Raw genomic sequence first — 20,724 nt, forward strand, 5'->3', positions numbered from 1 at the left:
CATTCACGGCTACCTCTAGATTTTAACGAAAGGAAAATTGTAAAAGTTCGTAGCCTGAAATAGAGCTTTTGCAAAGGAAAAGAACATGTTTTCAAAAACACCTGTCGAATTATTGGTAAAAGATGCTTCAAATATCTACAACAAATGTCAAGCCATTGGTGAATTAGTCACTAATCGTCGTTATGATGAATCACTCGTTTTACTAACTACCGCTGAGGTCTATGCGATTGCTGAAAAATTATACCTACGTTGTGATACCTTTAAAGAATTACAAACTGTCCAAATTATTGATTTTATCAATGCGTTTGATGACTTTTATTTTCAATTAAAAGAAATTCTTTTCCATGATCAAGATGATTATGCCTTACTCAACGAGCATCTAAAACGAATGAATGATTGCTTTGAGGCATTATATAATCACTATCAATTATTTTAATGAGGAGAAAAAAATGACTGTCGAACAAGTACTTGAGCGTCTAAGAGAAGAATTGGCTATGCCTCAATTAAAATTGCCAATCAAAGAAAAAGACTATACTGAAGAAGAGTATCTACAATTAAAGGAAGACCTAATCGCTTATTATCGTGATTACGTCGATCATTTTGAAAATTAATGCAATGACTAACTAGAAAAATCATCGCTATCGTTATTTCAATCAATTAAAGCTAGCCATTCAGCCGTTGCTAGCAACTCTGATGGGAAGATGACACGATCAGTTTTTTTCTAGTTAGTCTTATTTTTTTCTTCTCATTTTTCAACCATCAATATCTCCGGTTATTTAATTTATATGTTCATCCAACCTATGTTTCATCATGATTAGAAACCATTTTCAGCTAACGAAACATTAAAATTAAATGAGAATTATTGGTTTTCCGTTCTTATTTTTCATTTTTCGTGATATATTTCAGTAAATATACAAAAGGAGCGTTTAAGTGTGTTAGAGTTTTTAAAGGATTTATCATTGATTAAGCGAATTGCGCTAGGAATTGTTATTGGTATAATTTTCGGAATATTCTTACCAAAGTGGACCTTCTTGACCATCTTCGGTACGTTATTTGTTGGTGCATTGAAAGCCATTGCCCCTATTTTAGTTTTTGTTTTGATTCTAGCTTCAGTTGCTCAGCATGATGTAAATAATAAAACCTATATTAAACCTATCTTAACCTTATATCTTATAGCTACCCTATTAGCTTCAGTTGTAGCAGTTGTCGCTAGCTTTATTTTTCCGGTTGAGATTACCCTGCATGCGATTAAATCACAACAACAGGCACCGCAATCAGTGGTTGAAGTGTTGACAACTATTTTAAATAATATTGTTCAAAATCCACTTCAAGCAATGATTGATGGCAATTATTTATCTGTTTTATTCTGGTCTGCATTGATTGGTTTTGCCTTACGTCATGCCAGTAACTCAATTAAGCAAGCAACTCATGAGATTGCCCAAGCAATTACGCATGTTGTGCAAATTATCATCGCCTTTGCACCAATCGGTATTTTTGGTCTAGTCTTTCAATCAGTGGCAACAACTGGCTTAAAGGGTCTACTCCAATACGGACAATTACTTATACTATTAGTTGGTTCAATGCTTGTGGTAGCATTAATCATCTATCCATTAATGGTCTATCTATTAATTCGTCAAAATCCTTATCCGTTGGTCTTTTACTGCTTAAAAGGTAGTGCGATTCCTGCCTTCTTTACACGCAGTTCAGCCGCTAATATTCCAATTAATATGTTGTTAGCTAAAAATATGCAATTGAATGAATCTTCTTATTCAATCTCCTTACCATTAGGTGCTACCATTAACATGGGTGGCGCAGCAGTAACAATTTCTACAATGACACTAGCAGCTGTTCATACGTTAGGCATTCAGGTATCACCTGTTTTAACTTTAATATTATGTGTATTATCAGCTTTATCTGCCTGTGGTGCTTCTGGAATTGCAGGTGGATCACTATTATTGATTCCTTTAGCTTGTAGCTTATTTGGTATCAGTAATGATATCGCCATTCAAGTTGTCGGTGTAGGCTTTATTATCGGGGTTATTCAAGATGCGGTTGAAACAGCAATTAATTCTTCTAGTGACATACTCTTTACAGCCAGCGCTGAATTTGCAGCCTTACGCAAAGCTGGTCAAGAAGTAAATCTTAAAGAACGTTTGAAAGACTAATATTAAAAGCAAAAGCCCAAGTGATAAAGAAAAGACTTTATCTACTTGGGCTTTTAAATAAAAAAACCACTAGGTTGGTTAGGCCTAGCGGAAAAAGGAGTAATTACTCAACTAAGGAGTAAAATGAAAAATAAAAAGGTTATTGTTGGTTATGAACTAAGTATATATCAAGTAAACCATTTTATCATAAAAATAAGCTAATATTTAGATTAGATTATTCTCCTTTTTTAACTGATTTTTATCATTTATCTTTTTAATAAGAGCATCGTCATTCGTTGAATCGCTGAACCAATCGTATCCGTTGCTTCATCCTGCTGTTTTTCGGCAGCATTAAAAGCCGCAACATCAATTGTTTCAGCTTGCAGGCTTGCAATCATCGCTTGACAACCCGTCACATAATTTCGATAAGCTGCATGCAACCGTTTATGCAACCCTAAAATACGTGCTGGTGGTCGTAAGCCATTTAGCTTATTTAACATTTGCTCATATTCTTTTGTCCCTGACTCAAAGGTCTGAATAATATCAGCAAGCACCTCGGCTGACAAGTCGCTCACCTTATTTCCATCAATCGCTTCTCGTACAATCATATATTTAGGATGCATTTTTTCACCGACAGCCTCGGTATCTTGCACCAATTGATTAATTTTTTGAACATAAAAGCCTAAATCTGGTACCAATAAGATCCCTCCTACTTTGTAAATTGCTTTTATTCTAACATATAATCTTATTTTTTTCATCTTTTGCAATTATTTTTAGCCTAGCTGTATTTGCTTCAATTCCTACTTTAACCTACTTAATACTAAAAACTTTTTTTCACAAAACAACCTAGAAAACCCTTTAAAAAATTTTTTAATCAGTCGATTATAATAATGTCCATTTTAGGTAATTTTATCATCTTTATCTATCGGCAATGAAAAAGTGGTAATTTGAGATGTTTATATGGAGGAAAAAGTGACTATGGATAAAACGAAGCAACCTATGGGAAAAATGCGTTCAATTAAAACGAAATTAACATTAACCATTATCCCAATTGTAACCATTTTACTATTAATTTTAGTAATCGTTTCTTATACTTTATCTGCAAAGATTATGCAAAGAAACGCAACCGATTTATTAGAATCATCGGTTAAAAGTCAAGCTACCCGAATTGAATCTTGGCTAAATGAAAATCTATCGGCCTTTCAAAGTGCAAAGCGTTCAATCGAAACGACAAACCCTGCAGCAGACCAGCTACAACAAGTACTAGAAGGCTATTATAAATTCGATTCTGACTTTCCTGATGGCTTATTTATTGCAGATACTGATGGTAACTTTTATAAAGCCAGTCAATCAGAGCTAAGCGTAACTAATCCAAAAGAAGAAATTTGGTTTAAAGAAGGTTTAAGCCGTGTAAATATGGCTTTTGGTACCCCACATACGCAAGGAAATGAAGAAGTAATTAGTGCTTCAGGAATCATCAATACCGATGGAACGGTTCGTGTTATCGCGGCTAATTTAACTTTAGATCGCGTTGCAACCATTGTTAATTCATTCATTAGTATGGAAGGCGCCAATGCCTTTTTAGTAGATAAAAATACACATAAAATTATTGCCGATCGTGAAAAATCTTTTGTATCACAAGACTTAGGTGAAGGCAGTCAACCAGCGATTTACCAAGCTGTTGCTAAAGAATTAAAGAAGACAAATGAAATTAATCTAAGACTTGCGAAAAATCTAACCGTCGCTAAAGAAGTCAAAGGGACCGATTGGATTTTAGTGAGCTATATTCCTGAAAAAATTATTTTGGCCGATCTAGCTCATTTAAGAACAATTATGATTGTGATTAGTATTCTTTCAATCTTAATTTTAGGCTTTATCATTGAACGAATGACCAACCGAGTAGTGAAACCAGTGAAGAAGATGACTTCAGTAATTAAGACAATGGCTGATGGTGATTTTACTGTTTCAGTCAATGGTAAAGGCAATGATGAAATTGCAGAAATGGGGCGCAGTATTGAAGGCTTCATTGATTACATGCGAAACATGATTCAATCTATTACCCATATCTCAAGTGGCCTACAAGATCAGGCAAAAACTAGTGAAAAAATTTCTAAAGATATGTATGACGCTTCTGAAAGTCAATCACTTTCTATGGATGAATTAAATAATACTGTTGACCAACTATCCTTATCTGTCAATGATATTGCTGAAAATGCGATGCAGTTAGCGCAAATTGCCAATGATACCAAACAAAATAGTACACTTGTTGAAGAAAAAATGAATCAAACCGTTGAAATTTCTGAAAAAGGACGCTCAGAAATGCAACAAGTCGTTCACGCAATGCAAAATATTCAACGTTCAATCAACGAGCTAGAAGCTTCCATTGGTCGTGTAGGTACAGCATCTAGCCAAATCGTTCAAATCATCCAAATCATTGGTGAGATTGCTCATCAAACAAACTTATTGTCAATCAACGCTTCTTTAGAGGCTGCACGTGCAGGTGAAGCTGGGAAAGGTTTTGCTGTAGTTGCTACTGAAATCAATAAGTTAGCTAAAAACAGTGCCGAATCGGTTTCACAAATTACCAACTTAATTTCTGAAGTGAATGAATTGGTTGAGGCTGCTGTTCAACAAGCAGGACATAGCTCTGATAATATTTTAGATAGCTCACAATTAATTCAAACAGCGGTGGATAGTTTTGATTCTATTTTCCAAAACATTCAACAAACAAGCAGCTTAATTCAAGATGTAGTGGATAAAATTGACTTAGTTGACCAAGTAGCAACCAATGCAGCCGCTATTTCTGAGGAACAAGCAGCAAGTTCAGATGAAATTCACGCAACTTCAGAAACTACGCTAACACAAGCGAAACATATTTCTGGCCACAGTAAAAATGTAGCTACCGAAGCACGCAAGCTATCTGATAGCTCACAACAACTAGCTAGCCAAGTGAAACGTTTCCGGATTTAAGCAAAGGAGCAAATATATGATTAAAAAATTATTACAACTTAGCTTTGTTTTAAGTATTAGTTTGTTTGCTTTAGGTGGTTGTAAAAAAGAAAGCCAACAATCCCTCAATGCTGACGGACAAAAATATTTAATGTTAGTTCAAAACGACGAAGATGGCTTTATCAAGCAAATCATGCAAGCAGCGAAACAGCAAGCGACTAATCAAGGAGCAGAATTAACCATTAAAAGTGCAGATGGTTCCAGTGAAACGCAATTGGCCCAATTAAAAGCAGGCATCAAAGCAAAATATGATGCGATTTTATGCCGACCGGTTGACCCTGATACTGCTCAAGAAATGGAAGCAATCGCTAACGAAACACCGATTGTCTTTTTCAACAGTAGTCCTTCAACCGACTTATTGCGTTCAAATCAATTTATCTATGTAGGCTCTAGTGAATTAACTGCCGGTAAGTATCAAGCAGAATATATTTTAGAGCAATTTGCCAATAAAAATGAAATTAATGTGATGGTACTACGTGGAGAAGATGCCAACTCAGCAGCTTCCCAACGAACCTCAGCTTTAGTTGATACCTTAGAAGCTTCAGATAAAAAAGTAAATTTCGTCTTTAACGACACCGCTAACTGGGATGGTGAACAAGCCAAAAAATTAGTCAAAATCTTTTTGCGAACAGGACAACCTTATGATGTATTAGCTGCGAATAATGACGGCATGGCATTAGGCGCAGTACAAGGCTTTAAAGAAGCTGGCGTAAGTTTACCAATGATTGTCGGTATTGACGCAACAACTGAAGCGCAAAATGCTATTAAAGCCGGCGAAATGCAATTTTCAGTTTTACAATCTGGTAGTGAGCAAGGCAAATACATGACCATGGCAGCAGCTCAATTAGCCAATAAGAAATCCTTAAAAGAAATTAAATATAGCAATAAACAAGAGACTGCTATTTGGGTACCACTAGCTAAAGTCGATAAAAGTAACGCCAAATAATTTAGCGATGATGGAATAAAAATGCGCAAACTGAACGTCAGCTCAGTTTGCGCATTTTCAATAATCAATTAAGGCATTAAAACGAAAAAAGATGGTTCTAGTCAAATGACTAGTAACCATCTTTTTTAAATCTATTTTTTACCAGCTAAACGTTGGAAGAACTTCACGATTTCCACAATAGGAATAATTGCAAAGGATGTACCAATTACAATTGCCCATTGATATAAATCAAGATGTGACACTCTAAAGATATCATTTAAACCAGGAACAATGATAATAACCATCATTAAAGCAAATGATAATAAAATCGCCCAGTTAAAGACACGGTTTTTAAAGGCTCCAATTTTGAATAATGATTGATGCACTGATTTCACGTTAAATGCATGGAATAGCTGCATTAATCCTAATGTTGCAAAAGCCATCGTTAACGCATCCGCATGTTGTAATTGTGTCAGAGCTTCAGCGGATAGATTTGGCATATTTGCTGCTGTGTGATCTGGCCACTTAATCGCTGCCCAATAGACAAACAAGACAGAGGCCGCTTCTAAAATACCTTGATAGATAATACTACTTAATACTCCACCAGAGAAGAAGTTAGAATTTTTACCACGAGGTTTATTCTTCATCAAGCCTAATTCAGCCGGTTCCATTCCCAAAGCAATCGCTGGGAAAGTATCCGTCACTAGGTTAATCCATAATAGATGGATTGGTAATAAGGTATCCCAGCCCCAAAGTGTAGCCAAGAATAAGGTTAATACTTCACCCAAGTTAGCCGCCAATAGATATTGAATTGCTTTTTGGATATTGGAGAAGACTTTACGGCCTTCTTCAACAGCCACCACAATCGTTGCAAAGTTATCATCAGCAAGAACCATATCAGAAGCGCCTTTAGAAACTTCAGTACCGGTAATCCCCATACCTACACCAATATCAGCTTGTTTCAATGCAGGAGCATCGTTAACGCCATCACCAGTCATCGCAACAACCTTACCTGCTTTTTGCCAAGCTTTAACAATACGTACCTTATGCTCTGGTGAAACACGAGCATAAACGGAATATTGGGTAACCTTTTGCGCAAACTCTTCATCAGACATTTGATTTAATTCTGCACCAGTTAACACAGCAGCATCGTCTTTTTCTTTGATAATGCCAAGACGTGCAGCAATCGCTTCAGCTGTGTCACGGTGGTCACCTGTAATCATAATTGGACGAATACCCGCTTCTTTAGCAACCTTAACTGCTTGCGCTGCTTCAGCACGTTCTGGATCAATCATCCCTACCAAACCAGCAAACACTAATTCATTTTCAAGGGTTTTACTAACTAATTCAGGCATGCTATCGACAATCTTATAAGCCATCGCCAAGACACGTAATGCTTGTTGCGCCATATCTTTATTGTTTGCTAAAATATTGTCTTTGTCCGCTTGTTGTAATGGTCGAACTTCGCCAGCCATTAAAATTTGATTCGCACGTGTTAATAAAACATCAGGTGCCCCTTTAACAGCGACTAAAAATTTACCATCAGCTAATTGATGAACCGTTGACATCAATTTACGGTCAGAATCAAATGGTAAATCAGCCACCCGAGGCGCTGCTACTAAAGCTGCTTTTAAATCAAAACCTTGATCTAACCCGAATTGGATTAAAGCTGTTTCCGTTGGGTCCCCAATTAGGTTACCTTCTTGAGAGAATTTTGTATCGTTCGCAAAATTCATTACCTTAATCGCCATATGGTCATTGGCAAAATCATCATGGACACTATATTGTTTGTTATCAACATATAATTTTTCAACGGTCATTTGGTTTAAAGTTAAGGTACCAGTCTTATCAGAAGCAATAATATCTGTTGCTCCCAAAGTTTCTACAGCTGGTAATTTACGAATCATCGCATTACGTTTTGCCATCACCTGTGTACCAAGTGCTAAAATAATCGTAACAATCGCTGGTAACCCTTCTGGAATTGCCGCAACGGCTAATGAAATAGAAGTTAATAACATATCTGCCCAAGACGTATCATTAAAGAAGATACCTACAAAGAACATAATTACCGCAATCACCACAATTGCTGCTGTTAAGAACTTACCTAATTCATTTAAGTTACGTTTCAATGGTGTTTCAGTTTCGTCCGCATTGGCTAACATACCGGCAATCTTACCTACTTCAGTATTCATACCTGTGTTAACAACAATCCCTTTACCACGACCATAAGTAACATTACTATTTGAGTAAGCCATATTCACACGGTCACCAATACCGACTTCACCATCTTCTAGCACTACCAATTCTTTATCAACAGGTACTGACTCACCGGTTAAGGCTGCTTCTTCAATTTTTAAAGAACTTACTTCAGTTAAACGTAAATCAGCAGGAACGATATCCCCAGCTTCTAATAATACTAAATCCCCTGGAACTAATTCGTCACTTTTAACTGTCATTGGATGGCCATCACGAATAATATTCGCATTTGGGGTAGACATTTGTTTCAAAGCCTCGATTGCTTGTTCTGCTTTAGCCTCTTGCACCACACCCATAATGGCATTGATAATCACTACTGCTAAGATAATCAATGAGTCAACTACTTCATGCGAAACGACGGCTGAAATAATTGCAGCTACTAATAATACAGCAATCATCAAGTCCTTAAATTGCTCGATGAATTTTTGTAGCATGCTCTTTTTCTTGCCTTCCTCCAACTCATTTGGACCATAAACAGCTAAACGTTGCTTGGCTTCTGCACTTGATAAGCCATTTTCACTAGTATTTAGCTCCTTGACAACTTGCTCTACACTTTGCGCATAGAACTTTTCATGTAATTGGTCTTTCTTTTCCTCTGACATGATCTTCCTCCTTTAATTTTTGCACAAGTCTATTTTACCTTTTTTCTAAAAAAAAATAAAAAAAATAGACTCTGTATGTGCCTCACATACACAAGTCTCACTAATTAAGGCAACACCAGAAATTGCTTTCTTGTTGGTGATGTTGCCACAGCATTTCGCTGCCAGTTACTCCCTCATGAATAAAATAATAATTACAAAAAACATTATACCTAATCATTTAGTAATTGACAATGTTTTTGTCTAGACAATTTAAAAGTAAAGCGATTTACTCAAAAGCTTTTTTCAAAATAACAATAAAAATAGATGTTCAATAGCTAGTTACTCGGAAAATTTGCCTCGTCGTTTGAAAAAATTTAAACCCATTTATTTTTCAAACGGCGAGTAATACTCAAATTTTCTCGTAACTGTTCAAGTCACTTCACATTTTTTATTAATCAGTGTTTAGCAGCTAGACACTTCGGCGGATAAGCCAGTCTGGCTAGAAAAGTCTTTATACCTTAGCAGACTTTTCTGTCAGACTGGAAAACTTATCCGCTCGTGTCTAAGCAAGCTCCTTCACATCCTTAGATAATCAGTGTTTAACAGCTAGACACTTCGGCGGATAAGCCAGTCTGGCTAGGAAAGTCTTTACACCTTAGCAGACTTTTCTGTCAGACTGGAAAACTTATCCGCTCGTGTCTAAGCAAGCTGCTTCACAACCTTAGATAATCAGTGTTTTGTAAGTAGCTACTTCGGCAAATAATCCGGTCTGGCTAGGAAAATCTTTAATGCTGAGGATTTTCCTGCCAGACCGGAGCTTATTTGCTCGTAGCTGACCGACTTACAAAACATCCTTTTATTAAGCGATGATTGAGCCGTTTGGCATGTTTGCTGGGGCTTCAACGACTTGTAAGCGTCCAGTGGCATCTTCGGCAGATAAAATCATTCCTTGGCTGATTTGTCCGCGCATTTTTCTTGGTTTTAGGTTAGCAACGATGACAACTTTTTTACCAATTAAAGAACTTGGATCAGGATAATAAGCGGCAATTCCTGATAAAATTTGACGGTCTTGACCATCACCAGCATCTAAACGGAATTGTAATAATTTATCTGCATCTTTCACCCGTTGACAATCGATTACTTCAGCAACTTTTAACTCGACCTTATCGAAGTCTTCAAATTTAATTTGTTTTTCTTTCGTTGAAACTAAAGTGGTTTCTTCTGGGTTCCAATTCACTTTTTCTTCAACAGTCGGTACGCCCGCAGACATTTTTTCTTGGATGTAGGCTACTTCTTGCTCTAAATCAAGACGTGGGAAGATTGGCATGCCTTTTTCCACCACTTTTGTATCTGCCGGGAATTCACCAAAGCGTAAGTTGGTTAGATCCTTACTTGCATTGCTGATACCAAGCTGTTCAAAAATCTGATTTGGTACATTCGTCATCACAGGTTGTAATAAAATCGCAACGATACGTAAAGTTTCAGCTAAGTGCACCATTACAGAGTCTAACTCAGCCTTACGTGTTTCATCTTTGGCTAAAAGCCAAGGAGTTGTTTCATCGATATATTTATTCGCACGAGAAATCAAGTTCCAAACTTCAGCTAAAGCGACATTAAATTCCATATTGTCCATCGCTTCATGGAATTTGCCAATCACATTAGCCGCAGTGGTTGATAATTCCGCATCAAATGGGGTTACTCTTGAAGCATAGGCTGGGACAAAACCACCACAATATTTATTAATCATAGCAATCGTACGATTCAATAAATTTCCTAAATCATTGGCCAGATCATAATTCACGCGTGAAACAAAATCTTCTGGAGTGAATACCCCATCTGAGCCAAAAGGTACAGAACGTAATAAATAATAGCGTAACGCATCCAAGCCATAACGTTCAACAATCATTTCTGGATAAACGACATTTCCTTTAGACTTAGACATTTTACCGTCTTTCATCAATAACCAGCCATGACCAAAGACCTTCTTAGGTAACGGGATATCTAATGCCATCAACATAATTGGCCAATAAATGGTATGGAAACGGACAATTTCCTTGCCAACCATATGTACATCAGCTGGCCAGAATTTGTTAAATAGGGTTTCATCCTCAGATCCATAACCTAATGCCGTAATATAGTTAGCTAATGCATCAATCCATACATAAACCACATGCTTAGGATTAGCATCAACTGGGATGCCCCATTTAAAGGTTGTTCTAGAAACAGCTAAGTCTTCCAAGCCTGGTTTAATAAAATTATTAATCATTTCATTTTTACGTGATTCAGGCTGAATAAAATCAGGATGTTCTTCATAATAAGCTAATAAGCGATCTGCGTATTTGCTCATCTTAAAGAAATAGGATTCTTCCTTAACGAGTTCTACCTCATGACCACTTGGCGCTTTCCCACCAATCATCTTACCATTTTCATCACGATAAACTTCGGCTAATTGCGTTTCTGTGAAAAATTCCTCATCAGATACAGAATACCAGCCCTCGTATTCGCCCAAGTAGATATCCCCTTGATCTAATAATTGTTGGAAAATCTTCCGCACTGCTTGTTCATGATAATCATCGGTTGTACGAATAAATTTATCGTAGCTAATATCCAAGGTTTTCCATAGTTTTTTTACATCAGCAGCCATTTGATCAACATAGGCTTGTGGCTCAAGGCCTAACTCTTCTGCTTTTTTCTCAATTTTTTGTCCGTGTTCATCCACACCCGTTAAATAAAAAACATCAAAATTCATTAAACGTTTGTAGCGTGCCAACGCATCACAGGCAATCGTTGTATAAGAATTACCAATATGCAATTTACCGCTTGGATAATAAATTGGCGTGGTAATATAATATGTAGGTTTTTCTGCCATTGATTCTTACATCCTCCAATCGAAAAACATGTTTATACCAAATCATTATAGCAAAGCTAAGCTGAAATAGCTAGTCAAACTTAGAAAAAGTATTGATATATCAATGTTTTACTTTATCCAACGCACCAGCTCGCGACTTAAATAAATCCAATTGACCTAGCTTATTTTCAAGATTTTTATTCGATAACTTTTAGTAAATTATGCTATAATAAATGGTAATCAAGTGATGAGGGGGAAAACCATGAATACTAAAAGTAAACGACAATTTTTCCTTGCTTGTTTAGTAACTTTTATCCATATCATATGGCATGTTTTTCGCGAATACATCCAAGCTTTTCTTAGTATGAATCAGCTATTGGCTGCCTTTTTTGTAGGGCAATTTATGATACAATTACTATGTCTGTTTTTACTGGCTATTTTTTTGGGAAAAGCAGCACTTGCTAAAAATAAAATTGCTTGGATTTATTTAGGTCTTTTTTTCATTAATCTCATTCTTTCACTATCAGTATATTAGTTTGTTTATTGGAGGGTATGGCAGTGAAGTCTTTCAATTCAAAAGAAGAAGAAAAAAAATATTATGAACAACTGGCTAGCGAAGCTGAATTTTTGGATTGGTACCATCAACAGGATCATCCGACCTATGAATCACCTTCATTAACCGTCGATATGGTCCTACTATGCTATAATCGTATCGAAGAACAGCTAAAAGTATTACTCATCCAGCGTAAAAGTCATCCCTATCAACATTCATGGGCTTTACCTGGTGGATTTGTCACTAAAAGTGAATCAACGGATGATAGTGTGATTCGAGAAACCTTTGAAGAAACGGGTGTACAAATTAATCAACTACAGATTGAACAGCTTTATACTTTTAGTACACCAAATCGTGACCCAAGAGGATGGGTCGTTACCGTTAGCTATCTGGCTTTTATTGGGGAGGAACCCATTGATGCTGGCGATGATGCAAAAGAAGTTCGTTGGTTTAATTTAAATCGTCAAGGGGATCAATTGATGCTTAGCCACCAAGACGTAGAAATTATTTTAGATTTAAAAACTGGCGAATCTGTCGGTAAAGACCGCTTAGCCTTTGATCATAGCCAAATTATCTTAAAGGCATTCCAACATGTAGTCGATACGATGATGCACGATCCACGTGTGCTTTTAGTTTTAGGTGATGGCTTTACCATTACTGATGCTAGAAAAGTCTTTGCAAAATTCTTAGGGATTGATTACCGCAATATTGATCATTCCAACTTGAAAAAAGCCTTGAATGATCAAATTGTTGAAATCGGTGAACGAGCAATTGGCATTGGCCGACCTTCAAAAATCTATCAATTAAAAACCAAATAGCTAGACATTACTAGCTACTTATTTTCCATTGTTAAGCCACTTGTTTGAGCCACTTAAAATAGGCGTAGTCGCACGACTACGCCTTTTGATTGGTTTTTCATAATTAGTGAGCGAACTTCCTAGAAACAAAACAAACGTTTTTATATAACCTAGGCGAACCCTGGTGCCCCAACCAGTTGTTGAATTTTATTAATTTTGCGAAAATTAAGACTTTTACGCTTGTGTTGAAAAAACCACTTTAAATTCTTTACCATACCAACTCGCTTTGTATTTGAGCATTCTCATCAATTGATGCCACTCATTCAGGCTAAATAAGTGCGCTTCTTGAACATTGGCAGCACTTTGTTGATCCCTTACTGAAGGTTCAACGAAATTAATGACATCATACTTTCTAATTAATAGCGTTGACAGCTGATTCAAATAATCTTGCAGCTGATTATGTTGTAAGCTCTGATGTTTAGCTAGGCGCATTTTTAGCTTTTGATAATTTTTAGCTTGCGATAGACGTACCTTGCGCTTACGTGCACACCGCGCTTTTAACTCTAGTCTTTGCGTTAATTTATTAATTTTTTGTTGTGTCTGTTCAAGATGTTGAATGGATAATTGCCCTAGATCATCAGCAATTAATTTCTCTGGATGAAAATAGATTTGTATCTCACGATTGGTCTTTGGTAATGGGTCAACTTCTTCAACACAAAGTAAAGATACATAAAATTCTTGATTATTTTTAGCAGAAATCGTGACCGATTTGATGGTTCCTAAAACAGGTCGATGGCAACAAATCATTACCCGCTCTTTTAATTTAGGTAATTTTAATTGATTTCCTTCAATGGCTACTGTGCCATTTTGGTTATTAGTCGTATAAGATTGCCATGCGCTCTTTTTATTTTTGAGCTTAGGGTAACCACTACGTCCACTAAAATAGTTTTTAAATGCGCGATTTAAATTTCTAGCAGCATTTGCTAAAGCTAAGCTATCTGTCGCTTTTAAAAAGGGGTAATCACGCTTGAGCATTGCAGGCGTGATTACCTTACCTTCAGAGCGATTATCGGGTTTTTTGGCCGCTTTAAGCAAATAATTATACGTAAATCGCACACAACCAAATGTTTGAATAAAGAAACGTTTCTGCTCTTCATTCGGATAAATTTTAAACCGATAACCTTTTAATATTTTCATAGGCGTACCTATTTATTCGCGTCTTGCTTCTTTTTAGCCAATTTTTCAGCAAAAATTTTAGCTTCATCCTCGCTTGCATAGACAAAGTGTCCTTCTGCAATTTCATGCATCTTGCGTTCTTTCCCGTCTTCAGGTTCTGGCTGATACTTAATTCGTTTACGTGTACGTTCATAATCTGGATCAGGTAACGGAATCGCTGATAACAAACTTTCAGTATATGGATGAACACCAAAATGATAAATCTCATCACTTGTACCCATTTCTAGTAATTTACCGTGATGCATTACCCCGATTCGATCACTAATATGTTTTACCATAGATAAATCATGGGCAATGAAAAGATAAGTTAGATTTTTCTCTTTTTGTAAATCTTGTAATAGGTTAACTACCTGTGCTTGAATGGATACGTCAAGCGCTGAAATAGGCTCATCACAGATAATAAACTTAGGATTAACAGCTAAAGCACGCGCAATCCCAATCCGTTGACGTTGTCCACCTGAAAATTCATGTGGATAACGTGTCCCATGGCTTGGATTTAAACCAACTGTGCGTAGTAGGTCATCAACCATTTTATTTCGTTCTTCTACACTAGCTGCTAAATTGTTAATATCTATTCCTTCTGCAATGATATCGCGAACTTTCATTCTTGGATTTAATGATGCATATGGATCTTGATAAATCATTTGTACTTCACGACGGAATTGCTTCAAAGCATCGCGTCCTTTTAATTTCATGACATCTTTTCCATCAAAAGTAATTTCGCCACCACTTGGCGTGTTTAGGCGAATAATTGTCCGACCAGTAGTCGATTTCCCACTACCTGACTCTCCTACTAAACCGAAAGTTTCGCCTTCATAAATGTGGAAAGTAATGTCGTCAACCGCTTTGACTTCATCTTTACGTCCTACGTTAAAATATTGTTTTAAACCTTTAACGTCTAATAAAACTTTTTTCACGTACTTTCTCCTTTCTAGGCTTGACCTTTACGATTTTTTTCAGCAAACTTCGCCCAACGAATTTGGATTTCTTTCGGAGGCGTAACCTTTGGTGCTTGTGGTGCAAGCAGCCAAGTTGCTGCTTTGTGCGTTGGTGAAACTTCAAAGAATGGTGGTTGCTTTTCAGCATCAATCTTCAACGCATATTCATTACGAGGATAGAAAGCATCCCCTTTTGGTGGTTGTAATAAATCTGGTGGTGAACCAGGAATGGCATATAAACGATCTTCTGAACCATCTAGTGAAGGCATTGAGCCTAACAAGCCCCAAGTATATGGATGCTGTGGGTTATAGAAGATTTCTTCTGCAGTTCCAATTTCAACAATTTTCCCACCGTACATTACGGCAACACGATCTGCGACATTCGCTACTACCCCTAAATCGTGAGTGATGAAAATAATTGAGGTTTTAATTTTTTCTTGAATGTCTTTCAATAATTCAAGAATTTGTGCTTGAATGGTCACATCCAAGGCTGTCGTTGGTTCGTCAGCAATCAAGATTTGTGGGTAACAAATCAAGGAAATAGCGATAACAATCCGTTGACGTTGTCCACCTGAAAATTGGTGTGGGTAGTTTTTCAAACGTTTTTCAGCATTTGGAATCCCAACCAATTTTAATAATTCTAATGCTTGATCCATCGCTTCTTTTTTAGAAACCTTCGTATGTTTCAATAAAGATTCAGCTACTTGCTTACCAATTGGCATGGTAGGGTCAAGCGAAGTCATTGGATCTTGGAAAATCATTGCAATCTCTTTTCCACGAATCGATTGCATTTCTTTTTCTGTCTTTTTAACGATGTCTTGGCCATTGAATAAGATTTGACCATTTTCGATATTGGCATTACTTGCAAGCAAGCCCATGACACTTCGCGTGGTTACAGATTTACCACTACCGGATTCACCAACAATCGCTAATGTTTCTCCTTCATACAAATCAAAGCTTACATTACGGATTGCTTGGACTTTGCCGGCGAAGGTATCAAATGAAATTTCTAAGTCTTTTACTTCTAAAACTTTTTTCATGTAATTCCTACTCCTTCATCTTAGGGTCAAAAGCATCACGTAAACCGTCTGCTAAAAGGTTAAATCCAATCATAATTACAGATAGCATGATTGCTGGAATCCACATTTGATATGGTAAGAACAAGAATGTTTTGTACCCATCACTTAAAAGCATACCTAGAGAAGCTGCCGGTGGTTTTAAACCTAAACCGATAAAGCTCAAGAAGGCTTCGAAAAAGATTGCTGATGGAATACTAAACATCATTTGCACGATAATCACGCTAGAAATATTCGGTAAAATATGCTTGAAGGCAATTTTCATTTTAGATTCACCTAACGTAGTCGCTGCTAACACAAACTCTTGATCTTTTAATTTCAAGGTTTGGGCCCGAACAATCCGCGCCATTGGAATCCAGTTGGTAATTGCCATCGCAGCAATAATTGATGGAATCCCTGGTTTAAATACCACTAACATCAAGATCATTACAACCAAAGTTGGGATACCTGACAAGATTTCAATAATCCGTTGCATAAAGGTATCAATTTTCCCACCAAGTAAGCCAGAGGTCAAACCAAAGACAACCCCGATGGAAATATCTAAGACTGCGGCAATAAAGGCAATTAATAATGAGATACGTGTTCCCATTAAAAGACGACTTAATAGGTCACGACCTAAACTATCAGTACCGAAGATAAAGTAAACATCCTTTGGTACACCGGCTTCTTTATACTTATCGACTAATTCGCCACCGACCATGGCTTTACCATTTAAACCGTTAATATCAATTCCCGGAATTTTTGGTGGTAAGTTAATATAATCGATATTTTGCTTCGCTGGATCATGTGGTGAAAAGAAGATTGAGCCCACTGATAAGACTAAAATAATCCCTAATAAAGTGATTGAGAATACAGCGGCCTTATTCTTTTTTAATCGACGCCATGAATCTTGTAAAAAGGTCAAAGAAGGTGCTGCAATGGCTTCACGTTCTTCAACTGTATCACGTTTTAGAAATTCAAATTCCGATGCTGGAATTTTTGCAATTTCATCATGCATTTGATTTGCTTCCATGATTAGCCACGACTCCCTTCTGAAACTCTGATACGAGGGTCAACAATACCGTAAAGAATATCAACCACTAAGATGACAACAACCAACATAGTAGAGTAAAGAATGGTTACTGCCATAATGGTTGGATAGTCATTTGTGGTAATTGATTTTACGAACTGTTCCCCGATACCTGGAATAGCAAAAATATTTTCGATAACCAATGAACCAGTCATCAAGCCGACTGCCAATGGTCCTAATAACGTTAATAATGGAATTAAACTGTTACGTAAACCATGTCTAAAAACAATTTGCCAACGACTTAACCCTTTAGCACGCGCTAATTCAATGTAATCACTGTGTAAAACCTCAACCATTTCTGTTCGGATAAAACGAGCAGAATCGGCTAACGGACTCATTGCTAGAGCAATTGTTGGCAAGATGGTATAAGCAAAACCTTCCCATTTAGCAATTGGTAAAATGTGTAATTTCATTGCAAAGAAATATTGTAATAATACCGCAAACACGAAGTTAGGGATTGAACGACCGATAATGGCTACTAAAGTTGCTAAAGTATCGATCCAAGTATTTTGTTTCATCGCTGAAATCGCCCCTAAAATCGTTCCGAAAACAGTTCCGACTACAATCGCTTGGAAACCTAATTGTAGAGATGGTCCGATTCGTCCACCTAAAAGAGCTGCTACTGGTTGGTTTTTAAATTGGAAGCTCGTACCAAAATCAAAGTGTAAAGCATTCCATAAGTATTTACCATATTGAACCAACACAGGTTGATCTAAGCCCATTTGCTTATTTAAAAGCGCAATTTGCTCAGCAGATAATTTTTCTGCATTTGTATATGGTGTACCTGGTAATAACTTCATTAAAAAGAAGGTGATTGAAGCAATCAACCATAAAGTAATCACCATATAAAATAGCCGTTTAAGGATATATTTAATAAAGCTATTCAAATGAATTTCCTCCTCATTTCTTTTTGACTTCTAAACAATAATTGTGTACATTATGCTTATCAGTTATGTATTGAAAGGAATGTGAACATGCGTCTGAATCAAAAATCCTTATTGATTTTTTTAGGTCTACTCATAGCGAATATCTTATATCTTGTCATAAAACAAGAATTTTCAATCATCCATCTATCAGATACCTTATTTCTAACGATGCTTCCTTTACTCATTATCGGCGGCTTTTTATTCGTCTTTGCATCCGGTAGCTTTGATTTATTCCATCGATCAATGAAAAAGGCTTTTCACCGATCAAAAGAAGATGATCAGCAATTATCTGAAGCAACCAAGGGTACCAGTCAACAATTTCTCGAACCAGCCATATTATTATTTATTTGTAGTGTTGTTTTACTACTAATCGATCGCCTACTATAAATCTTAAAGCTGATGCATAGCTGAACTATGCATCAGCTTATTTAATTGTCTAATTATTTAGCGATATAAGCATCCTTGAAGTCATATTTAGCACCAGCTGGGTGGTTCACAATATCTTTCACTTTAGGATTACGTAGGTAAGCTACCGCTTTTTGGTAAATTGGCACGACACCTTGTTCGTCCATGATGATTTTTTCTGCTTTCACAAAATCTTCATAACGTTTTTGAGGATCGTTAGCATCAGTTGTACCAGCAGCTTTAACTAACTTAGTATATTCTTCATTGTTCCATTGACCACGGTTGTAGCTGTTGCCAATTGTGAATAAATCTAAGAAGCTACTTGCATCAGCGTAGTCAGCACCCCATCCACTCATTACGATATCAAAATCACCTTTATTTGAGCGATCTAGACGTACAGAGAATGGTACAGGACTAACAGATACCTTCACACCAGGAAGATTTTCTTGTAAAGCACTTTGTAGGTACTCTAACATTTTCTTCGCTACATCAGAGTCAGATGAAAGAATATCGATGTTTAATGAATCTACACCTAATTCAGATTTTGCTTTTTCCCAGTATTCTTTAGCTTTCTTCTTATCATATTTAACACTTGATTTCGCTTCTTTAGTTAAATCTTTCTTCGTATCTGGATTATAAACAAATTTTTCTGGTACTAAGTTGGTTGTACCGATTGAACCATTGGCTAAGATTTGTTTAGCTAAAGCATCACGGTTGATTGCGTAAGAAATTGCCTTACGTAAGTTTTCATTTTTATATGGTGAGTTTGCTTTTCCTTGGTTAAATTCTAGGTAGAAGGTTGAAGCTTCTGGAATAGTGATGAAGGCTTCATCATTAGCCATTTGTTGTGCTAATTCACCAGATAAAGTGATTAAGTCTGCTTGATCATCTTTGAATAGATTCAACGCTGTAGAAGAATCTTTAATAACGTTAACGTTAATTTTATCTAGCTTAACGTTTTTGGCATCCCAATAAGTATCATTTTTCTTATAGCCCCAATCAGTATCTGTACCAGGTCCATCAAAATCAACTAAAGTAAATGGTCCGTTATAAACAGATTTATCTGATTTCGTTGCGTAGTCAGCACCATATTGTTCTACCACTTTTTGATTTTGTGGGAAGAAGGTTGGTAATGCTAACATTTGTTCAAAGTAAGGTGTTACTTTGTCTAATTTCACTTCTAAAGTATAGTCATCAACCGCTTTTACGCCTAATTCACTAGCTGCTTTTTTACCAGCAGTAATGTCAGCTGCATTAGCGATTGGTTCAAAAAGGTATGAATACTCAGAAGCAGTCTTAGGATCTACCGTACGTTGCCAGCTATATACATAGTCTTTAGCGGTTACTGGATCACCATTTGACCATTTTGCATCTTTACGTAGTTTGAAGGTGTAAGTCAAACCATCCTCGCTAACCTTGGCTTCTTCACTTGCACCAGCTGGAACTGGCTTGTTGTCTTTATCTAGACGATATAAGCCTTCATATACATTGTTTAATGCTGAAAAACTAACTTCATCAGTCGCTAAAGAAATATCTGCTGAAGGCATTTCTGCAGCTTCAACCATGTTAAATACTTGTTCTTTAGCTGCGGTTTCTTTTTTCGCGCTGTCTGATTTTTCTGATGAGCTACCACCAGTTGAACAGCCAGCTAAAACTAAACCACAAACAGCTAATGTTGCAATTGCCCATTTCTTGTTCATCATCATGTCCCCTAACTTAAATTAATCTTAAAAATATTTAGCTAATTGCAATTTTAAATAATAATTATTAAAATTGCAACAAATTATTCTCAATTCTTTCTAATTTTTTTGAAAATTAGAAAAAAGACAACTGTTTTTTGTTTTTATTAGTTCAATACAAAGCTTTATTTTCTTTTATTTTTACGAATTAACGATAAGAGCGATAATTTTTTTATTATTTTAAAAAAATTTTTTCATTTTGTTAAATGCTTGTGCCAGCTA

At 36.5% G+C, this 20,724-nt stretch carries 17 protein-coding genes; 8 read left to right on the forward strand and 9 right to left on the reverse strand.

Features of this window, described 5'->3' with window-relative positions; all coding sequences use genetic code 11:
* The first annotated feature begins 85 nt into the window (after nucleotides 1-85).
* The 3 genes from RK02_RS08155 to sstT all read left to right on the forward strand — a co-directional run bounded on the left by RK02_RS08155 (nucleotide 86) and on the right by sstT (nucleotide 2,165).
* The gene (locus RK02_RS08155; protein ID WP_016183760.1) at nucleotides 86-436 is read left to right on the forward strand and encodes a hypothetical protein; all 351 of its coding nucleotides are present in this window, start codon (nucleotides 86-88) and stop codon (nucleotides 434-436) included.
* 13 nt (nucleotides 437-449) lie between these two features.
* A complete protein-coding gene (locus RK02_RS12370) occupies nucleotides 450-611 on the forward strand; it encodes a hypothetical protein (RefSeq protein WP_016183761.1) in 162 nt (53 codons plus the stop codon).
* Nucleotides 612-932: 321 nt separating this feature from the next.
* Nucleotides 933-2,165, forward strand: coding sequence for a serine/threonine transporter SstT (sstT, locus tag RK02_RS08160; RefSeq protein WP_016183762.1), 1,233 nt, complete (start codon nucleotides 933-935; stop codon nucleotides 2,163-2,165).
* A gap of 245 nt (nucleotides 2,166-2,410) precedes the next feature.
* On the opposite strand, the gene RK02_RS08165 is transcribed toward sstT, so the two are convergent.
* On the reverse strand, nucleotides 2,411-2,842 hold the full coding sequence (locus tag RK02_RS08165; RefSeq protein ID WP_016183763.1) for a hypothetical protein: 432 nt from the start codon (nucleotides 2,840-2,842) through the stop codon (nucleotides 2,411-2,413).
* A gap of 280 nt (nucleotides 2,843-3,122) precedes the next feature.
* Here RK02_RS08165 and RK02_RS08170 point away from each other — a divergent pair, with 280 nt between their 5' ends.
* Nucleotides 3,123-5,114, forward strand: coding sequence for a methyl-accepting chemotaxis protein (locus RK02_RS08170; protein ID WP_016183764.1), 1,992 nt, complete (start codon nucleotides 3,123-3,125; stop codon nucleotides 5,112-5,114).
* A gap of 16 nt (nucleotides 5,115-5,130) precedes the next feature.
* Nucleotides 5,131-6,099 carry a sugar ABC transporter substrate-binding protein gene (locus RK02_RS08175; protein ID WP_016183765.1) on the forward strand — a complete coding sequence of 323 codons (969 nt, stop codon included), beginning with the start codon at nucleotides 5,131-5,133 and terminating at the stop codon, nucleotides 6,097-6,099.
* A gap of 131 nt (nucleotides 6,100-6,230) precedes the next feature.
* On the opposite strand, the gene RK02_RS08180 is transcribed toward RK02_RS08175, so the two are convergent.
* Complete coding sequence (locus tag RK02_RS08180) at nucleotides 6,231-8,936, reverse strand: cation-translocating P-type ATPase (protein ID WP_016183766.1); 2,706 nt, start codon at nucleotides 8,934-8,936, stop codon at nucleotides 6,231-6,233.
* Between the two features lie 838 nt (nucleotides 8,937-9,774).
* Entirely contained in the window at nucleotides 9,775-11,784 is a 2,010-nt protein-coding gene (gene metG / locus RK02_RS08185) for a methionine--tRNA ligase (RefSeq protein ID WP_016183767.1), read from the reverse strand.
* A 241-nt stretch (nucleotides 11,785-12,025) separates the two neighbouring features.
* Here metG and RK02_RS08190 point away from each other — a divergent pair, with 241 nt between their 5' ends.
* A complete protein-coding gene (locus tag RK02_RS08190) occupies nucleotides 12,026-12,298 on the forward strand; it encodes a hypothetical protein (RefSeq protein ID WP_016183768.1) in 273 nt (90 codons plus the stop codon).
* A gap of 17 nt (nucleotides 12,299-12,315) precedes the next feature.
* A complete protein-coding gene (locus tag RK02_RS08195) occupies nucleotides 12,316-13,134 on the forward strand; it encodes an NUDIX domain-containing protein (RefSeq protein WP_033415411.1) in 819 nt (272 codons plus the stop codon).
* A 213-nt stretch (nucleotides 13,135-13,347) separates the two neighbouring features.
* Here RK02_RS08195 and RK02_RS08200 read toward each other — a convergent pair whose 3' ends face one another.
* The 5 genes from RK02_RS08200 to opp3b are packed head-to-tail and all read right to left on the reverse strand — an operon-like array spanning nucleotide 13,348 to nucleotide 18,319.
* A complete protein-coding gene (locus tag RK02_RS08200) occupies nucleotides 13,348-14,310 on the reverse strand; it encodes an RNA-guided endonuclease TnpB family protein (RefSeq protein WP_016183770.1) in 963 nt (320 codons plus the stop codon).
* 8 nt (nucleotides 14,311-14,318) lie between these two features.
* Nucleotides 14,319-15,266 (reverse strand): ABC transporter ATP-binding protein, encoded by a 948-nt coding sequence (locus RK02_RS08205; RefSeq protein ID WP_016183771.1) that lies wholly within the window; start codon nucleotides 15,264-15,266, stop codon nucleotides 14,319-14,321.
* 14 nt (nucleotides 15,267-15,280) lie between these two features.
* The gene (locus RK02_RS08210) at nucleotides 15,281-16,327 is read right to left on the reverse strand and encodes an ABC transporter ATP-binding protein (protein ID WP_016183772.1); all 1,047 of its coding nucleotides are present in this window, start codon (nucleotides 16,325-16,327) and stop codon (nucleotides 15,281-15,283) included.
* Between the two features lie 7 nt (nucleotides 16,328-16,334).
* Nucleotides 16,335-17,375, reverse strand: a complete 1,041-nt coding sequence (locus tag RK02_RS08215) for an ABC transporter permease (RefSeq protein ID WP_016183773.1) — start codon at nucleotides 17,373-17,375, stop codon at nucleotides 16,335-16,337.
* A gap of 2 nt (nucleotides 17,376-17,377) precedes the next feature.
* Nucleotides 17,378-18,319: an oligopeptide ABC transporter permease gene (gene opp3b, locus RK02_RS08220; RefSeq protein WP_016183774.1), complete on the reverse strand. Its 942-nt coding sequence runs from the start codon at nucleotides 18,317-18,319 to the stop codon at nucleotides 17,378-17,380.
* 87 nt (nucleotides 18,320-18,406) lie between these two features.
* On the opposite strand from opp3b, the gene RK02_RS08225 reads away from it, so the two are divergent.
* Nucleotides 18,407-18,745 carry a DUF3899 domain-containing protein gene (locus RK02_RS08225; RefSeq protein WP_016183775.1) on the forward strand — a complete coding sequence of 113 codons (339 nt, stop codon included), beginning with the start codon at nucleotides 18,407-18,409 and terminating at the stop codon, nucleotides 18,743-18,745.
* A 53-nt stretch (nucleotides 18,746-18,798) separates the two neighbouring features.
* Here the strand turns inward: RK02_RS08225 and RK02_RS08230 are convergent, their stop codons facing one another.
* Nucleotides 18,799-20,463 (reverse strand): peptide ABC transporter substrate-binding protein, encoded by a 1,665-nt coding sequence (locus RK02_RS08230; protein ID WP_018451793.1) that lies wholly within the window; start codon nucleotides 20,461-20,463, stop codon nucleotides 18,799-18,801.
* Nucleotides 20,464-20,724: the final 261 nt, after the last annotated feature.

Origin of the sequence: Enterococcus columbae DSM 7374 = ATCC 51263, assembly GCF_000406925.1 — a bacterium.
Taxonomy (GTDB): domain Bacteria; phylum Bacillota; class Bacilli; order Lactobacillales; family Enterococcaceae; genus Enterococcus_E; species Enterococcus_E columbae.